Origin of the sequence: Bacillus sp. HMSC036E02, from assembly GCF_001836235.1 — a bacterium.
Taxonomy (GTDB): Bacteria; Bacillota; Bacilli; order Bacillales; family Bacillaceae_G; genus Bacillus_A; species Bacillus_A cereus.
Window position 1 is genome coordinate 21,145 of the sequence record NZ_KV827861.1, and the last position, 14,938, is coordinate 36,082.

Genomic DNA, 14,938 nt, shown 5'->3' on the forward strand with positions numbered 1-14,938 from the left:
AAGACGACCGTCTATGCCCGGTCGTCTTTTCTTATTTTTGATTTGATTGCAAAGCTTCTTTTAACTCCTCAAACTTCTCATTTAATTGATCTGTCATCATTTTCATAACGGTTTTTCGATCTATTTGTTCTCCACCCTCAATTTGAATTGGATCTCCAAAAATCAATTGTGCCTTTTTCCCCTTTATTAATTCTTTTACACTTGATGGACCAACATAAGCTGCTGGTACTAACGGAACATTAGAACGCATCGCAATTGTCACAGCACCCGCTTTTAATGAAACATCTTCCGCTGATCTTGTTCCACTCGGAAAAATCCCTACTACCTTTCCTTCTTTTAATAAACGTGATGGAATTTTAAGTGTACTTGGTCCTGGATTCGCACGATCTACAGGGAATGCATTTACATTTTTAAAGAACCAATTTTTGAATTTCCCTTCAAATAATTCTTTTTTTGCCATGTAATGAATTTGAGTTGGGTACATCCCTGTAGCTAACATTAATACATCCATAAAACTTGTATGTGTACACGCAACAACATACGGACCACCTTCTGGTAGCTTTTCTCTTCCTTGCACTTCTACTTTCCCAGCTGTTTTAAATATATATTTCAACAAAAATGTAATTGGTTTATACATTTATTTCGTTCCTTTCTAAACATCCGAAGTATAATCATATTCTTACAATAATTATAACACTAAGTTTTAGGAGTTGGTAATAAAATTAAGGATGAATTGTTAAATTTCAATTCTTACAAAAGTGTAATTTTCTTGTAAGCTAATTCGATAGTTACTTCTTACTATATTTCATACAATTAAGTCAGAAACAGGGCAACAATTATTCGAAAAGGAGTGGATCAATATGATGAACAAAATGAAAACGAACAATTTCTTAAATACAATGGGCATGGTATTATCGGCTCTTTTCGATGCAAAAGCTGTTGCTTCTGCATTAAACAAGTAAGGAGAATGTATTATGAATAACATTACTTTTAACAAATTAGATTTTTTAGGATTAGCTAGCGGCTCTCTTCTTCTTACTGCTTTCATTTACGCTGCTACGCTTGTATAACTTTGTGTCCCCTTTCCCCTTTATTATAAATAGTAATAGAAAAGACGACCGTCTATGCCCGGTCGTCTTTTTAATTTTTTCTTTCTTTCAATTCTTTTAAAAGCTGTATCAGCTCAGCTTGTTGTTTTATCTTTTTACGACCATTTCGATTAATTGCTGCAAGCTCACAAGCAACTCCGACGGCGAAGAAAAACAATAAACTTTCTAACATGTGAAATCCTCCATTTGCCTATTAAACAGCTTGACGTAATTGTTCTTCTTGTAAAACTCTCTTATTTATATTTTCTTCTTTTCTCTGGCAAACGTTATTGCGAATAAGCGCTGCAATAACAAGTACAGTCCCTATAATATCAAACATTGTGATCTGATACCCTTGCATCATCATAATAACTAAAGTCGTAATTGGTACAAAATTAATAAATAAAATCCCATTAATGGATGATAAAATTTTCACACCATAGTTCCAAGCAAGTAGCGCTACAATACCTGGCAATGTCATCATAAATAACAAATCATACTTCACAATAGAAATCGTTCCCATACTAGGAACTGAAACATATCCAAGCGACGTAATAATTACCGTTATAATTCCTGTAACAGTCGTACCGAATACACACGTCAACGTAGAATAACGTAATGTTGACCAATCACTACACGTTTGACCACCCATCGTATAAATAACCCAGCCTACAACACCAATAAATATAAATGCTAATGAGAACATATTATCTTTCAATGTTACAAAGAAACTCATGTCACCTTTTGTAATAACAAACACAGCTCCTACAAAAGCAATAACCATACTCGTTATCATATACTTCTTCGGTTTTATATGCTTATATCCCCATAAAATACAAATAGAAATCATCGGCATAAGTGATTCCATAATGGAAGCTACCATTACACCCGACTTACCCATCAACATTTGCCCTAAAAATATGAGGACATTATATACTGTAAATGCCATCGTTCCAAAAAAGACGAGTAACTTTCCTCTTCCCTCTAAACGAAATGCCTGTTTTCCTTCTTTCATTAACAACAATACAATCAGCATTATCGCCACTGCTCCATAGCGAATAAGCGAAAAATAAAATGGATCTATGTATTCTAGCGCATGATCAGCAACTGGAAACATCGCTCCCCATGACATACTCGCAATTAAACACGCTACAGCCCCTATTATCATTTGACCTCTTCTCACCGCAATCCCCCGTTTCTTTCTATTTGCACAAAGAGAATTGTAAAAGAAAAAATATATCACGTAAAATGATTCAAAATGATGTTAACTATCATTTATAATGATAGTTAACATCAAGGGGGATTACAAAATGGAATTACGAGACTTACAAATCTTTAAAAGCGTTGCCGACCAGGGTAGTGTAAGTAGCGCAGCAAAGGAATTAAATTATGTACAATCAAATGTAACTGCACGTATTAAACAACTAGAAAACGAATTAAAAACCCCACTCTTTTACCGCCATAAACGAGGAATGACTTTAACAGCTGAAGGAAGAAAAATGCTCGTTTATGTTAGTAAAATTTTGCAAGATGTCGACGAACTAAAACAAGTATTTTTAGATAGCGAAACACCCTCCGGTATATTGAAAATCGGTACAGTCGAAACAGTAAGTACACTGCCTACCATTTTATCTTCTTACTATAAAAGCTATCCGAATGTCGATTTATCATTACAAGCGGGTCTAACAGAAGAATTAATTAGAGAAGTACTTGATCATCAATTAGATGGTGCCTTTATATCAGGTCCTATTAAACATCCACTAATCGAACAATACGATGTTAGTACAGAAAAATTAATGCTTGTAACACAAAATAAAGCTTTTCATATAGAAAAATTTACAACAACGCCTCTACTCGTTTTTAACCAAGGATGCGGATACCGTTCCAAACTAGAACGATGGCTGAAAGACGAAGGTTTGCTACCAAAAAGAATTATGGAATTCAATATATTAGAGACAATATTAAACAGCGTTGCACTCGGCCTCGGAATTACACTCGTACCACAGTCTGCTGTCCATCATCTTTCTAAAGCAGGTAAGGTACATTGTCATGCAATCCCTGAAAAATACGGCAGTATTTCAACGGTTTTCATACGCCGTAAAGATAGCTATATGACGAATTCAATGCGTAGTTTTTTAAAAACAATTGAAGACCATCATCATATCAATATGCTGTGAAAGACATTCTTACATGAATGTCTTTTTTTCTTACAAAAGTGTAAGTCTTTCGTAAGCTAATTCGATAGTTGCAAGTGGACATATTTCCTATAATTAAGACATAAGCAGGGCAACAACAATTCGAAAAGGAGCGGATACGCATGATGAACAATATGAAATCAAATAAATTTTTAAATACAATGGGCATGGTGCTATCCGCACTTGTCGATGCAAAAGCTGTTGCAACTACATTAAACAAATAAGGAGAGTTTATAATGAACAACATTACTTTCAACAAATCAGACTTTATCGGACTTGCAAGTGGAGCTACTCTTCTTACGGCTTTCATTTATACACTTGCTCAAGGTCTTGTTTAACACTTTGTTTCTCCAACCCCCTTTATATATAGAAAAAGCTGCTCGTCTTATAGACAAGCAGCTTTTTAGTTTGTTTCACATACAATTTGACCTGTTTTCGTAATATCATATCCGCCAATCGCATTTAATTCATTATGAAATTCTTCCGATTGCAGAATGTCTTTTACAACTTCAATCAACTCTTCATTTTCTTTATTCTTCAAAATTACTAAATCATACTGTTCTTTCATGATTGGAATAAAGTCCACATTTACAATTTGCGAAAACTTTTCTGAACCTACTCCTACATCAGCTTTTCCATTTGCAACTTGCGTGGCAACACCAAGATGATTCGATTCTTCCCATTCATATCCACTAATACGTTCTTTATTTAACTTTTGAATGCGCAATTGTTCATCGACTAACACCCTAATACCAGAACCTTTTTCTCGATTTACAAATCGTATAGATGATTGAGATAAATCGGCCCATGTTTTTATATTTTTAGGATTTCCCTTTTGCACATAAAACCCAACGTTCCTTGCTAATAAATTAATCATAGTACATGGTTGTCCAACTAAAATACGTTTTACGTAAGGAACATTATATGTACCCGTTTCTCCATCAAACAAATGAAGACTAACGATACTTCCTTCTCCTTGATACATTTTTATTAAACTCGTTAAACTACCTTGATATGCCCTTAATATATTTGAACTTGGCAGGCGATTTTCTATACGTTTTGCCAACATATCTAACGTTAGTTCTTGTCCGCTAATAATACATGTATCCAAGCCTCTACTATCTTCGCTCTTTACAGGAGTACCTTGTATTTTCCCTGTTTTCATTTGCTTTATATATTGTTCTAAATCTGCTGCATCAATGCGCATCTGTCTACCAACTCTATAAGAAGGAAGTTCTCCTTTTTTAATTAAGTCGTATACAGTTAATTTTGATACTTTTAATCGCTTTGCTACTTCTTCCGTTGTGTAGGAATGATGATCCATAGACGATTCCTCACTTTCTCCTTTCATTGTAACAAAGAAAAGAATATTTCTCCTATTTTTTAAAAATAGATATATGTTCAAATTACATTCAATTATAACTAGTTATATTTAGATATAATTAGTTATAATTAGATGTATCAAAACGAAAGGGGATTTTTTTATGAATAAATTTACATTACGTTCCATCGGGGCACTTATACTTTCTTTCCTTCTTATATTTAGTGCTGCTTGTACAAGTGGGGAAAAGCATACAAAGTCAGCTGCTAAAGAGGATAAAACAGTTGAACTGACTATCTCAGCTGCTGCAAGCTTACAAGATGCATTAAAAGAAATCGAAAAACAATATAAAGAAAAAGAGCCAAATATCAAACTTTCTTTTAACTTCGGTGCTTCTGGAGCACTTCAACAACAAATTGAACAAGGTGCACCTGCTGATTTATTCTTCTCTGCAGCAGAAGATAAATTCCAAACCCTTGTAAAAAAAGGATTCATTAGTGAAAAAGAAGGGAAAAATCTTCTTGGAAATGAACTAGTTCTAGTCATCCCTAAAGATAGTTCACTTACAAAATTTCAAGATTTAAAAGATGAGAAAATCAAAAAAATTGCACTTGGTACACCTGAATCTGTACCTGCTGGCAAATATGCAAAGGCTTCTCTAACACACGAAAACCTTTGGAATGATGTTCAAAATAAAGTCGTATTTACAAAAGATGTTCGCCAAGTGTTAACATATGTAGAAACAGGGAATGTCGATGCTGGCATCGTATACAAAACAGATGCTCTCATTTCGGATAAAGTAAAGATTGGTGAGACAGCAGCAGCTACTTCTCATGAGCCAATCCACTATCCTTTAGGTGTTATAAAGGAATCTAAACATAAGAAAGAGGCGACTTCATTTTATGAGTATTTGCAGTCAAAAGATGCACAATCTATCTTTAAGAAATATGGATTTACAGTTCTGTCGTAATCACTATGAGCATTGATGCTATTTTATCGCCTGTCTTTCTATCTTTAAGAGTAGCTGCGTGCGCCACTATTCTCGTTACAATTTTAGGGACAATTGTCGGGCGAGCACTAGCTCGCTCCTCATGGCGATATAAAGTACTATTAGAAACCATATTTTTATTACCAATGGTACTTCCACCAACTGTTATCGGCTTCTTTCTCATTATCATCTTTGGAAACAACAGCCCGATCGGAAAGTGGGTTGAATCATTATTTCAGCAGTCTATTATGTTCACATCTACTGCTGCGATTATCGCTTCTACAGTTGTTGCATTTCCGCTTATGTACCAATCAGCGAAAACGGGATTTTCTATCGCAAATGTACAAATTGAAGAAAGTGCTCGTGACCTTGGCGCAAGTGAATATCAAGTTTTTCTGCACGTTACACTTCCACTCGCATTTCCTGCCTTACTAAGCGGGATGATTTTGAGCTTTGTCCGCGCGCTCGGTGAGTTTGGTGCTACACTCATGTTTGCCGGGAACATTCCTGGTAAAACACAAACAATCCCAACTGCAATTTACATGGCTATTGATGCAAGTAATATGCAACTCGCCTGGACACTTGTAGTTATTACTATCGGTATGTCACTCGTATTTCTACTATGTATTCAACTTATTAATAAAAGAATTACTAACTCTTAAAGCAGCTTTTGTCGAAGCTGCTTCTTTATTTCTTAGGAAATAAAATATACCAATGGGAAATAACTGAATTTTACCTCTTATTTAAATATACATTTTATTTGAATTCACTTTCTAAAATAGGCAATTTCCTGTTATTATATGGAGGTGTTTCAAAAAATGAAGAAATGAAAACGCATTTATATTGTGAATTCTTCATCCTGTTTTAGCGATCGGTAATCTTCTACTCTATTAGTGGGGCATTACCGATCGTTAGAACGATATGTAACTATATTGGTATAGCAAACCGAAGGGAGTCTTGTAATGGACATTTTATTAGCGCTTCTTCCTGCAATTGCATGGGGAAACATCTTATTAGTAAGCGTAAAAATGGGCGGTGGTGCATATAGCCAAACGGTAGGTATGACAATCGGTGCTCTATTCTTCGCAACAATTATGTATGTATTTACTCAACCAGCTTTAACAATGACAATCTTAATTGTTGGTTTTATTTCAGGTTTATTCTGGGCTTTAGGACAAGTAAACCAATTAAAAACAGTTGAAAAACTAGGTGTTTCAACTACTGTAACGATTTCTACTGGTATGCAACTTGTTGCAACTTCTATCTTTGGGGTTATCGCTTTCCGTGAGTGGACTACTACTACAACGATCATTCTGGGAACGATTGCAATCCTATTAATTGTAGTTGGTGTTGTATTCACATCATTAGATGATAAAGAAAATGCTCAGCCACCTGGACAATTGAAAAAAGGACTTCTTACTTTAATTGTTTCTACTTTCGGCTATCTTGTATATGTAATTATTATTCGTTGGTATAATATTGATGGTTGGTCTGCTATTTTACCACAAGCAGTTGGTATGTTTGTTGGTGCGGTTGTACTGACGTCTAAACATAAACCGTTTAACAAATATGCAATCCGTAATGCTTTGTCTGGTTTACTATGGGGAACTGGAAACTTATTCTTACTTCTTTCATTACCACGTGTTGGAGTAGCAACAAGCTTCCCATTATCTCAAACTGGAATCGTTATCTCAACATTCGGTGCGATTGTATTCTTAGGTGAAAAGAAAACAAAACGTCAATTGATCTTTATTGCACTAGGTAGTGTTTTAATTATCGGCGGCGCTGTATTACTTGGTATGACAAAAGCATAATCTTATATTCTATTAGTAAACCCCTGAAGCATATATGCTTCAGGGGTTTATCAATTCTAATTATTTTCTAGATATAATTATTTGTATGTTCTTGCCCCTTATAATTGCTCTTCCACTCTAGCAAACCAGCTACACATATAAAGAGATTAATAACAGTTAATATTAGCATGAATTTCCGCCTTCTCATTATCCATTCCATCTACGGTAAGTCTTTTCTTTTTACAACATTCTCTTAAAGATGATATCGTTTTTATAACATATCTCTACTAGAAAGGAATAAAGAATATGCTAACTAAACATCGAATTTTATTTATTGGTGCCGGTCGTATGGCAGAAGCTATATTTTCCGGATTACTTAAAACAAGCAAAGAGTACATCGAAGAAATTATCGTCTCTAATCGAAGCAACGTAGAAAAGCTAAAACAGTTACAACATCGATATAATGTGTCTACTGCAACAGATTGGAAACAGCATGTTACATCTGTTGATACGGTTGTTTTAGCAATGCCACCTTCTGCTCATGAAGAGTTATTAGCTGAGCTATCTCCGTTAATATCAAATCAACTAGTCGTAACAGTCGCAGCTGGCATTGGACCATCTTATTTAGAAGCTAGACTCCCAAAGGGCACGCCTGTTGCTTGGATTATGCCTAATACAGCTGCTGAAATTGGAAAATCTATCTCCTTATATACAATGGGACAATCAGTAAATGAGATGCATCAAGAAACCCTGCAACTGCTTTTAAAAGGTATTGGTACTTCGCAACTTTGTACTGAGGAAGAAGTTCATCAGCTTACTGCAGTTACTGGAAGTGCACCAGCCTTCCTTTATTACTTTGCTGAAAGCTTAATTGAAACAACAAAAAGTTATGGAGTCGATGAAGAAACCGCAAAACATCTTGTCATTCAAATGATTTCTGGCTCTGCTTCTATGCTCGAACAAACGCAAAATCCAGCTAACCTCCGCGAACAAGTAACAACGCCAGGTGGTTCCACAGCTGAGGGTCTCAAAACTTTATACGAATATAATTTTTCAGAGGCAATTCAAAAAGCAGTAGAAGCAACAAACAAAAAAGCTAGGGGGAAATAATATGATTTTAACAAGTTTAAAAGACTATACAACATTACATAACGGTGTAAAAATGCCTTGGTTTGGTTTAGGTGTTTTTAAAGTAGAAGATGGTTCAGAAGTAATTGATTCTGTAAAAGCAGCAATTAAAAATGGCTACCGCAGCATCGATACTGCAGCAATCTATCAAAATGAAGAAGGCGTTGGACAAGCGATTCGTGAATCCGGTGTTTCACGCGAAGAATTATTTATTACCTCAAAAGTATGGAATAGCGATCAAGGATATGAAACAACACTTCAAGCATTTGAAACTACATTAGAGAAATTAGGTCTAGAATATTTAGATTTATATTTAGTACATTGGCCTGTAAAAGGGAAATATACCGAATCATGGAAAGCATTAGAAAAACTTTATAAAGATGGCCGTGTTCGCGCTATCGGTGTGAGTAATTTCCACATTCACCACTTACAAGACGTATTTGAAATTGCTGAAATTAAGCCAATGGTCAACCAAGTGGAATACCACCCACGTTTAGCACAAGAAGAGTTACATGCATTCTGTAAAGAACATAATATTCAGCTTGAAGCTTGGTCACCATTAATGCAAGGACAACTACTAGATAATCCAACATTACAAGAAATTGCGACAAAATATAATAAATCAACTGCGCAAATTATTTTACGCTGGGATTTACAAAACGAAGTTGTAACAATTCCCAAATCAATTAAAGAACATCGCATTATTGAAAATGCAAACATCTTCGACTTTGAATTAAGTGCTGATGATATGAAATCAATTCAAGCTTTAAATGAAGATCGTCGCGTTGGTCCAGATCCAGATAACTTTAACTTCTAGTAGAAAAACCACTGCCCTATGCAGTGGTTTTTTTGTTTAAGAAAACTGAAAATTTAAACTATATTTCATTTAGTTGACACTTCATTATTCAAGGTGTAAGATTTTGAATTATCAAAGAAACACAAAAATTAATAAAATTTATTCGTTTACTCATTGTATCAAGAGAGGTGGAGGGACTGGCCCTTTGAAACCTCGGCAACAGGTTCATTTTGAATACTGTGCCACTTCCTGCAAGCTTTATGCTTGAAAGATAGAATGAGGGACTTCGTTTATATACGGGTGCATAACTTGTACGTAAAAATCCCTCTTTCTCAATATGAAAAGAGGGATTTTTTATTTTTCATTTCCCTCATCATCATCCAAACTTAATTATTTAGGAGGAAAATCAAATGAAAAAGAAGTTTGTACCCGGTATTGCATCAGTTGTAGGAGTAAGTATTTTATTAACTGGTTGCGGTAGTTATAAAAACGAAGCAAGCGGAGCAAATGCAAAAGACGAGGCACCTAGTAAACAGGTTTTAAACTTATCTTCACCTACTGAAATACGAACAATGGATACGGCTCGTGCTACAGATACTGATTCTGGTCAAGTAATGAGAAACGTATTTGAAGGTTTGTATAATCTTGGTGAAGGTAACAAACCTGTTCCTGGTGTTGCAAAATCTCATGAAGTAAGTGGCGATAAAACGAAATACACATTCCATTTGCGAGATTCAAAATGGTCAAACGGCACTCCTGTTACAGCTAAAGATTTTGTGTTCGCTTGGCAAAGAGCCGTAGATCCAGCAACAGCCTCTGAATATGCATTTCTATTCTTTGATATTAAAAACGCAACAAAAATTAACAACAAAGAACTTCCAGCCGACCAACTTGGTGTAAAAGCAGTTGATGACCATACGTTTGAGGTAGAATTGGAGCGTCCTGTTCCGTATTTTATTAGCTTAACAGCGTTCCCAACATTTCTACCAATTAACGAGGAATTCTTTAAAGCACAAGGTGATAAGTACGCTTTAGAAGATAATACAATCTTGTACAACGGGGCTTTTACACTAAGCGATTGGAAGCACGAACAAAGCTTTAAATTCAAGAAAAACCCTACCTATTGGGATAAAGATACTGTCAAACTAGAAGAAATCAATTTTAACGTCGTAAAAGAAAAATCAACAGAAGTAAATTTATTCGAGTCAAAACAATTAGATCGTATAAAACTAACATCTGACTTCGTCGATAAATATAAAAAGGATGCTAACTTTAAAGAACGTCCAAACGTAGGCGTACAATTTTTACGTATGAATCAACAAAACAAAGTGCTTCAAAACGTTTCTGCACGCCAAGCAATTGATCAAACAATTGATAGAAAATCCTTTGTAAATACGTTATTAAATGATGGATCTACACCAACATTTGGTCTCGTTCCAAAAAACTTTGCAAAAGGACCTGAAGGAAAAGACTTCCGTACTGCAAATGGCGATTTAACAAAAGTTGATACAAAATCTGCACAAGAGTTATGGAAAAAAGCTAAACAAGAGCTTGGTTCTGAAAAGATAACATTAGAATTATTAACGAGTGATGCTGACCTTGATAAGAAAACTGGTGAATTCTTAAAAGGACAACTAGAAAAGAATCTAGATGGATTAACAGTAAATATAAAACCGCAACCGCGTAAGCAACAAGTTTCGCTTTTATTAAAAGGTGACTACGAAATCGGAATTGATGGCTGGAGCCCTGACTTTGCGGATCCAATTACATTCCTTGAGCTATTTACAACGAATAACCCTTATAACTTAGATCATTACTCTAATAAGGAATTCGATGAAACAATAGCAAAAGTGAAAACAACTTTAGCTGGTGATGAAAAAGCTCGCTGGGAAGCATTACTAGCATCCGAGAAAATATTATTTAAAGACTCTGTTATCGCTCCTCTTTACCAAAAAGGCGAATCTTATTTAGAACGTTCTTATGTGAAAGGAATTGTGCAAGTAGACTTTGCAGGTCAATTAAACTTCAAGTGGGCAAAAATTGAAAAATAAAGTGAAACTTTAATAAGTGGGGGTTTCTTCATCCCCACTTATTATTAGCCCACACCAATTGTTTTTTTAGCAAAATATATTTAAAATAGGTTCTCTCACACATGAGAATCTGCTTTCTCAATATATTATTCTAAGAAATTAACAATCTATTTTTATTATTGACATATAGTTCTTTTCAGTGTTAATATTCTAAATAATCAAAGAAACGAAATATTTCACCATCAAAATATAATGTCTACTACGTTGAAACATATAACGATAGATTATAGATCAACATGTATATACATATAGAACACCTGATTACCTATAAACAAATATTTATAATAGGTTTTATCTCCTTCTATAGCTACTTCAGACATGGACATTATGACGTTACGAACAACACATTTAGGGAGGAACGAACAATGAAGAAAAAAGTTATACCTGTTGTTGCATCTGTTTTAGGGGCAAGTCTATTACTAACTGCTTGCGGGGGAAATAAAGATAATGCAAGCGGAGCGAAAGCAAACGATAAAGCACCTGATAAACAGGCAATTAACTTATCATTCGCTTCAGAAATTCCAACAATGGATGTTGCAAAAGCAACGGATGGGGAATCCATGAACGTAATGCGCAATGTTTTTGAAGGGTTATATGCAATGGGAGAAGATAATAAACCGGTTCCTGGTGTCGCTGAGTCGGTTGACATTAGTCCCGATAAAACAAAATATACATTCCATCTGCGTGATTCAAAATGGTCAAACGGTACTCCTGTTACAGCAAAGGACTTTGCCTTCGCTTGGCAACGTGCCGTAAATCCTGATACAACAGCTGAATACGCATTCTTATTCTTCGATATAAAGAATGCGAAACAAATAAACCAAAAACAATTGCCAATTGATCAACTAGGGGTCAAAGCTGTCGATGACAAAACGTTAGAAGTACAACTAGACCGTCCTGTTCCCTACTTCTTAAGCTTAACGACATTCTCAACATTCTTACCAATTAATGAAGAGTACTTAAAATCTCAAGGTGATAAATATGGTTTGGAAACAAATCATTTAATTTACAACGGTGCTTTCACATTAGAGAACTGGAAACATGAACAAAGCTTCCAATTGAAGAAAAACCCTAACTATTGGGATGCTAAAACGGTAAAATTAGAAGAAATCAACTTCAATGTCGTTAAAGATAAGTCTACAGAAGTGAACTTATATGATTCAGGACAAATTGATCGCGTTGCTTTAACTGCAGAGTTTGTTGATAAATATAAGAGCGATCCAAACTTCAAGGAACGCGCTGAAGTCGGCATTCAATTCTTACGACTAAATCAGAAAAATGAAACATTAAAAAATCAACATGCACGCCTTGCTATTAACGGCGCAATGAATAAAAAAGCTTACGTAGAAACAATTTTAAATAACGGCGCTGTTCCAGCTGAAGGAATGGTTCCTGCGAAATTCGCAAAGAGCCCAGAAGGCAACGACTTCCGTAAAGAAAATGGAAATCTAGTCAAGGATGATGTGAAAACAGCGAAAGAAAACTGGAAAAAAGCAAAACAAGAACTTGGTACTGACAAAGTAACAATCGAACTATTAACAAGTGACAATGCTTTAGCTAAAAAGACTGGTGAATATTTAAAAGGTGAATTAGAAAAAAACTTAGACGGATTAACAGTGAATTTAAAACCACAACCACGTAAACAACAGCTAAAACTACTATTAAGTGGTGACTATGAAATTGGTATTGACGGCTGGGGCCCTGACTTCGCTGATCCAATTACATTCTTAGATCTATTTACAACAGATAGTGCTTATAACTTCGATAAATACTCTAACAAAGAGTACGATGAGCTAATTCATAAAGTGAAAACAGATTTAGCTGGCGATGAAAAAGCACGCTTTGAAGCAATGAAGCAAGCTGAAAAAATTCTATTACAAGACGGCGCTGTCGCTCCTTTATACCAACAAGGTCGTTCTTACTTACAACGCTCTTTCATTAAAGGACTTGTAACAACTGACTTCGGTGGTGAGTTTAACTACAAGTGGACAGAAGTTGCAAAGTAACAAAAGTAAAAGGTATCCCATGAAGGATACCTTTTTACTTTTATACAACTTTAACTACAGAGCTTCCTCTTCCCTTTGCCATTCCTTTTATAGCTAAAATCATACCTGCTACTAATTGTATAACCAATACAATAACTAATAATGAAATAATATTTCTTTCTAAACTAACTCCTCCAAATATTATTGTATAATAGCCATTTCCTGCATATATTGCAGGAAATAATTCACCGATTGTTTGATATGTTTTAGAAAGCATTTCATGTGGTACAATTACACCCAAACTTACAAGTTGTAACGATAGTGAGATGATATTGAAAATCATACCTGCATCTCCAAAAACAGTTACAACCATTTGTGTTAATGAAAGAAAGGCGAAGAAGACTATTGTCAATAATCCTCTTTTCCTTCTTTTTGCATTGAACCAAAACTCATCATAAATATAAACACAAACATCAAATATGTTCTCCACGTCAAAGAAGGTATATGCCCTGACCAAAGATAGCTAACTAAATAATTAATTCCCATAATACAAGACGATATTACTAAACTAATACTTATTAGTTTTACATATTTGAGCATATCTTTTCTCCTTGTTTTTTATTTTTCTACTTCTTCAAATTGTAGATTCACTGGCTCTTCTAAAAGTGTTTCATAAAAGTTCTCTGCCAAATCTGTTGAAGGAATTTTTTCATCTACTTCATCAAATCGAATACTATCTAGCCACACACAACCTTCTCCTGATAATAAAACACCAAATGCAATACCAAGTGCTTCTTCTTTTATATCTAATACAACCGAGTACGATTGCCAGTTATTCGTATTTTTAATGGGGCGATTTTGCATATTATCCATAGCGAGCGGTTCTGTATCTTTTCCATCTACTCGCATCCACAATCCTGCCCAATCTCTTACATTTTCACTCTTAATAAATGCTGTAAAACGTAATCTCTTTCCTACATATTTATCCGCTCGGAACATTTGCATTAATGTTGAAAATCCTCCGTGCGTAACATTCTCTTTTGCTTTTATGTATGCAGATACTTTCCCCTGATGGACAACTTCATAATCTAAACCCATCTCATATTCAGCAGGATGACTTCCACTTAAGATCCATCCTTTCGGTATACCTTTTTGCATTGAAACACCCTCTCTTTCTATATAAAATGACTGAAAGTACTTTCGATATTTCTTTGGTGGCAATTGAAACATTCTTTTAAAAGCTCTCGTAAATGCCTCTTGTGAGGAAAAACCGTATTGCACTGCAATATCAATAACAGCTCTCTCCGTTGACACTAAAACTTGCGCAGCATGAGTTAACCTTCTCTTTCGAATATAATCTGTTACACTCATCCCAACATATCTTTGAAAGATGCGATGAAAATGGTACATCGATACTGCACTGTGAGATGCCACTCTTTCTGTTGTAAGCTCCTCATGTAAGTGATTCTCTATATATTCAATTGATTTTTTTATTATCTCTTTATATTCTTCATGCATTTTAGCCCCTCCTCACAACTTCAATTTACCATATAC

17 protein-coding genes and 1 riboswitch are annotated in these 14,938 nt (G+C 35.0%); of the genes, 10 read left to right on the plus strand and 7 right to left on the minus strand.

All coding sequences use genetic code 11. The features are described 5' to 3' along the window. Positions 1-31: 31 nt before the first annotated feature. Complete coding sequence (locus tag HMPREF2590_RS23435; RefSeq protein ID WP_000277780.1) at positions 32-637, minus strand: lysophospholipid acyltransferase family protein; 606 nt, start codon at positions 635-637, stop codon at positions 32-34. 337 nt (positions 638-974) lie between these two features. Between HMPREF2590_RS23435 and HMPREF2590_RS30090 the strand changes: the two genes are divergently transcribed. Continuing rightward, positions 975-1,070 (plus strand): DUF3948 family protein, encoded by a 96-nt coding sequence (locus tag HMPREF2590_RS30090; protein ID WP_001060007.1) that lies wholly within the window; start codon positions 975-977, stop codon positions 1,068-1,070. Between the two features lie 70 nt (positions 1,071-1,140). Here the strand turns inward: HMPREF2590_RS30090 and HMPREF2590_RS23450 are convergent, their stop codons facing one another. Continuing rightward, positions 1,141-1,281: a YrzO family protein gene (locus HMPREF2590_RS23450; RefSeq protein WP_000894065.1), complete on the minus strand. Its 141-nt coding sequence runs from the start codon at positions 1,279-1,281 to the stop codon at positions 1,141-1,143. 21 nt (positions 1,282-1,302) lie between these two features. After that, positions 1,303-2,271 carry a DMT family transporter gene (locus tag HMPREF2590_RS23455; RefSeq protein WP_002098913.1) on the minus strand — a complete coding sequence of 323 codons (969 nt, stop codon included), beginning with the start codon at positions 2,269-2,271 and terminating at the stop codon, positions 1,303-1,305. Positions 2,272-2,398: 127 nt separating this feature from the next. On the opposite strand from HMPREF2590_RS23455, the gene HMPREF2590_RS23460 reads away from it, so the two are divergent. Both HMPREF2590_RS23460 and HMPREF2590_RS23470 read left to right on the plus strand, forming a co-directional pair. Continuing rightward, on the plus strand, positions 2,399-3,265 hold the full coding sequence (locus HMPREF2590_RS23460; RefSeq protein WP_000423034.1) for a LysR family transcriptional regulator: 867 nt from the start codon (positions 2,399-2,401) through the stop codon (positions 3,263-3,265). Positions 3,266-3,519: 254 nt separating this feature from the next. Next, complete coding sequence (locus HMPREF2590_RS23470) at positions 3,520-3,621, plus strand: DUF3948 family protein (protein ID WP_001060018.1); 102 nt, start codon at positions 3,520-3,522, stop codon at positions 3,619-3,621. Positions 3,622-3,686: 65 nt separating this feature from the next. Here the strand turns inward: HMPREF2590_RS23470 and HMPREF2590_RS23475 are convergent, their stop codons facing one another. Next, the gene (locus HMPREF2590_RS23475) at positions 3,687-4,634 is read right to left on the minus strand and encodes a substrate-binding domain-containing protein (protein WP_000675609.1); all 948 of its coding nucleotides are present in this window, start codon (positions 4,632-4,634) and stop codon (positions 3,687-3,689) included. Between the two features lie 133 nt (positions 4,635-4,767). Between HMPREF2590_RS23475 and modA the strand changes: the two genes are divergently transcribed. The 7 genes from modA to HMPREF2590_RS23510 all read left to right on the plus strand — a co-directional run bounded on the left by modA (position 4,768) and on the right by HMPREF2590_RS23510 (position 13,405). After that, complete coding sequence (gene modA / locus HMPREF2590_RS23480; protein WP_001032229.1) at positions 4,768-5,574, plus strand: molybdate ABC transporter substrate-binding protein; 807 nt, start codon at positions 4,768-4,770, stop codon at positions 5,572-5,574. A gap of 5 nt (positions 5,575-5,579) precedes the next feature. Further along, the gene (gene modB / locus HMPREF2590_RS23485) at positions 5,580-6,254 is read left to right on the plus strand and encodes a molybdate ABC transporter permease subunit (protein ID WP_000020526.1); all 675 of its coding nucleotides are present in this window, start codon (positions 5,580-5,582) and stop codon (positions 6,252-6,254) included. 300 nt (positions 6,255-6,554) lie between these two features. Continuing rightward, positions 6,555-7,406 (plus strand): GRP family sugar transporter, encoded by an 852-nt coding sequence (locus HMPREF2590_RS23490; protein ID WP_000353544.1) that lies wholly within the window; start codon positions 6,555-6,557, stop codon positions 7,404-7,406. Positions 7,407-7,691: 285 nt separating this feature from the next. After that, positions 7,692-8,495 carry a pyrroline-5-carboxylate reductase gene (gene proC / locus HMPREF2590_RS23495; protein ID WP_000956278.1) on the plus strand — a complete coding sequence of 268 codons (804 nt, stop codon included), beginning with the start codon at positions 7,692-7,694 and terminating at the stop codon, positions 8,493-8,495. Position 8,496: 1 nt separating this feature from the next. Then, entirely contained in the window at positions 8,497-9,330 is an 834-nt protein-coding gene (locus HMPREF2590_RS23500) for an aldo/keto reductase (RefSeq protein ID WP_000604197.1), read from the plus strand. Between the two features lie 152 nt (positions 9,331-9,482). Continuing rightward, positions 9,483-9,587, plus strand: a riboswitch (SAM riboswitch). 132 nt (positions 9,588-9,719) lie between these two features. Further along, positions 9,720-11,360 (plus strand): peptide ABC transporter substrate-binding protein, encoded by a 1,641-nt coding sequence (locus tag HMPREF2590_RS23505; protein WP_000726474.1) that lies wholly within the window; start codon positions 9,720-9,722, stop codon positions 11,358-11,360. Between the two features lie 404 nt (positions 11,361-11,764). Next, on the plus strand, positions 11,765-13,405 hold the full coding sequence (locus tag HMPREF2590_RS23510; protein ID WP_000730945.1) for a peptide ABC transporter substrate-binding protein: 1,641 nt from the start codon (positions 11,765-11,767) through the stop codon (positions 13,403-13,405). 40 nt (positions 13,406-13,445) lie between these two features. On the opposite strand, the gene HMPREF2590_RS23515 is transcribed toward HMPREF2590_RS23510, so the two are convergent. The 3 genes from HMPREF2590_RS23515 to HMPREF2590_RS23525 are packed head-to-tail and all read right to left on the minus strand — an operon-like array spanning position 13,446 to position 14,902. Beyond that, positions 13,446-13,796 carry an ABC-2 transporter permease gene (locus HMPREF2590_RS23515; protein ID WP_000156941.1) on the minus strand — a complete coding sequence of 117 codons (351 nt, stop codon included), beginning with the start codon at positions 13,794-13,796 and terminating at the stop codon, positions 13,446-13,448. Continuing rightward, positions 13,793-13,984 (minus strand): hypothetical protein, encoded by a 192-nt coding sequence (locus HMPREF2590_RS23520; RefSeq protein ID WP_000922547.1) that lies wholly within the window; start codon positions 13,982-13,984, stop codon positions 13,793-13,795. Before HMPREF2590_RS23520 ends, HMPREF2590_RS23515 begins: the two co-directional genes overlap by 4 nt. A gap of 18 nt (positions 13,985-14,002) precedes the next feature. Next, the gene (locus HMPREF2590_RS23525) at positions 14,003-14,902 is read right to left on the minus strand and encodes a helix-turn-helix transcriptional regulator (RefSeq protein WP_000544203.1); all 900 of its coding nucleotides are present in this window, start codon (positions 14,900-14,902) and stop codon (positions 14,003-14,005) included. Positions 14,903-14,938: the final 36 nt, after the last annotated feature.

Bases quoted from the DNA above. Each gene is read 5' to 3' on its own strand.
- HMPREF2590_RS23435 (WP_000277780.1), bottom strand. From the start codon at position 637: ATGTATAAACCAATTACATTTTTGTTGAAATATATATTTAAAACAGCT.
- HMPREF2590_RS30090 (WP_001060007.1), top strand. From the start codon at position 975: ATGAATAACATTACTTTTAACAAATTAGATTTTTTAGGATTAGCTAGC.
- HMPREF2590_RS23450 (WP_000894065.1), bottom strand. From the start codon at position 1,281: ATGTTAGAAAGTTTATTGTTTTTCTTCGCCGTCGGAGTTGCTTGTGAG.
- HMPREF2590_RS23460 (WP_000423034.1), top strand. From the start codon at position 2,399: ATGGAATTACGAGACTTACAAATCTTTAAAAGCGTTGCCGACCAGGGT.
- HMPREF2590_RS23470 (WP_001060018.1), top strand. From the start codon at position 3,520: ATGAACAACATTACTTTCAACAAATCAGACTTTATCGGACTTGCAAGT.
- HMPREF2590_RS23475 (WP_000675609.1), bottom strand. From the start codon at position 4,634: ATGAAAGGAGAAAGTGAGGAATCGTCTATGGATCATCATTCCTACACA.
- modA (WP_001032229.1), top strand. From the start codon at position 4,768: ATGAATAAATTTACATTACGTTCCATCGGGGCACTTATACTTTCTTTC.
- modB (WP_000020526.1), top strand. From the start codon at position 5,580: ATGAGCATTGATGCTATTTTATCGCCTGTCTTTCTATCTTTAAGAGTA.
- HMPREF2590_RS23490 (WP_000353544.1), top strand. From the start codon at position 6,555: ATGGACATTTTATTAGCGCTTCTTCCTGCAATTGCATGGGGAAACATC.
- proC (WP_000956278.1), top strand. From the start codon at position 7,692: ATGCTAACTAAACATCGAATTTTATTTATTGGTGCCGGTCGTATGGCA.
- HMPREF2590_RS23500 (WP_000604197.1), top strand. From the start codon at position 8,497: ATGATTTTAACAAGTTTAAAAGACTATACAACATTACATAACGGTGTA.
- HMPREF2590_RS23505 (WP_000726474.1), top strand. From the start codon at position 9,720: ATGAAAAAGAAGTTTGTACCCGGTATTGCATCAGTTGTAGGAGTAAGT.
- HMPREF2590_RS23510 (WP_000730945.1), top strand. From the start codon at position 11,765: ATGAAGAAAAAAGTTATACCTGTTGTTGCATCTGTTTTAGGGGCAAGT.
- HMPREF2590_RS23520 (WP_000922547.1), bottom strand. From the start codon at position 13,984: ATGCTCAAATATGTAAAACTAATAAGTATTAGTTTAGTAATATCGTCT.
- HMPREF2590_RS23525 (WP_000544203.1), bottom strand. From the start codon at position 14,902: ATGCATGAAGAATATAAAGAGATAATAAAAAAATCAATTGAATATATA.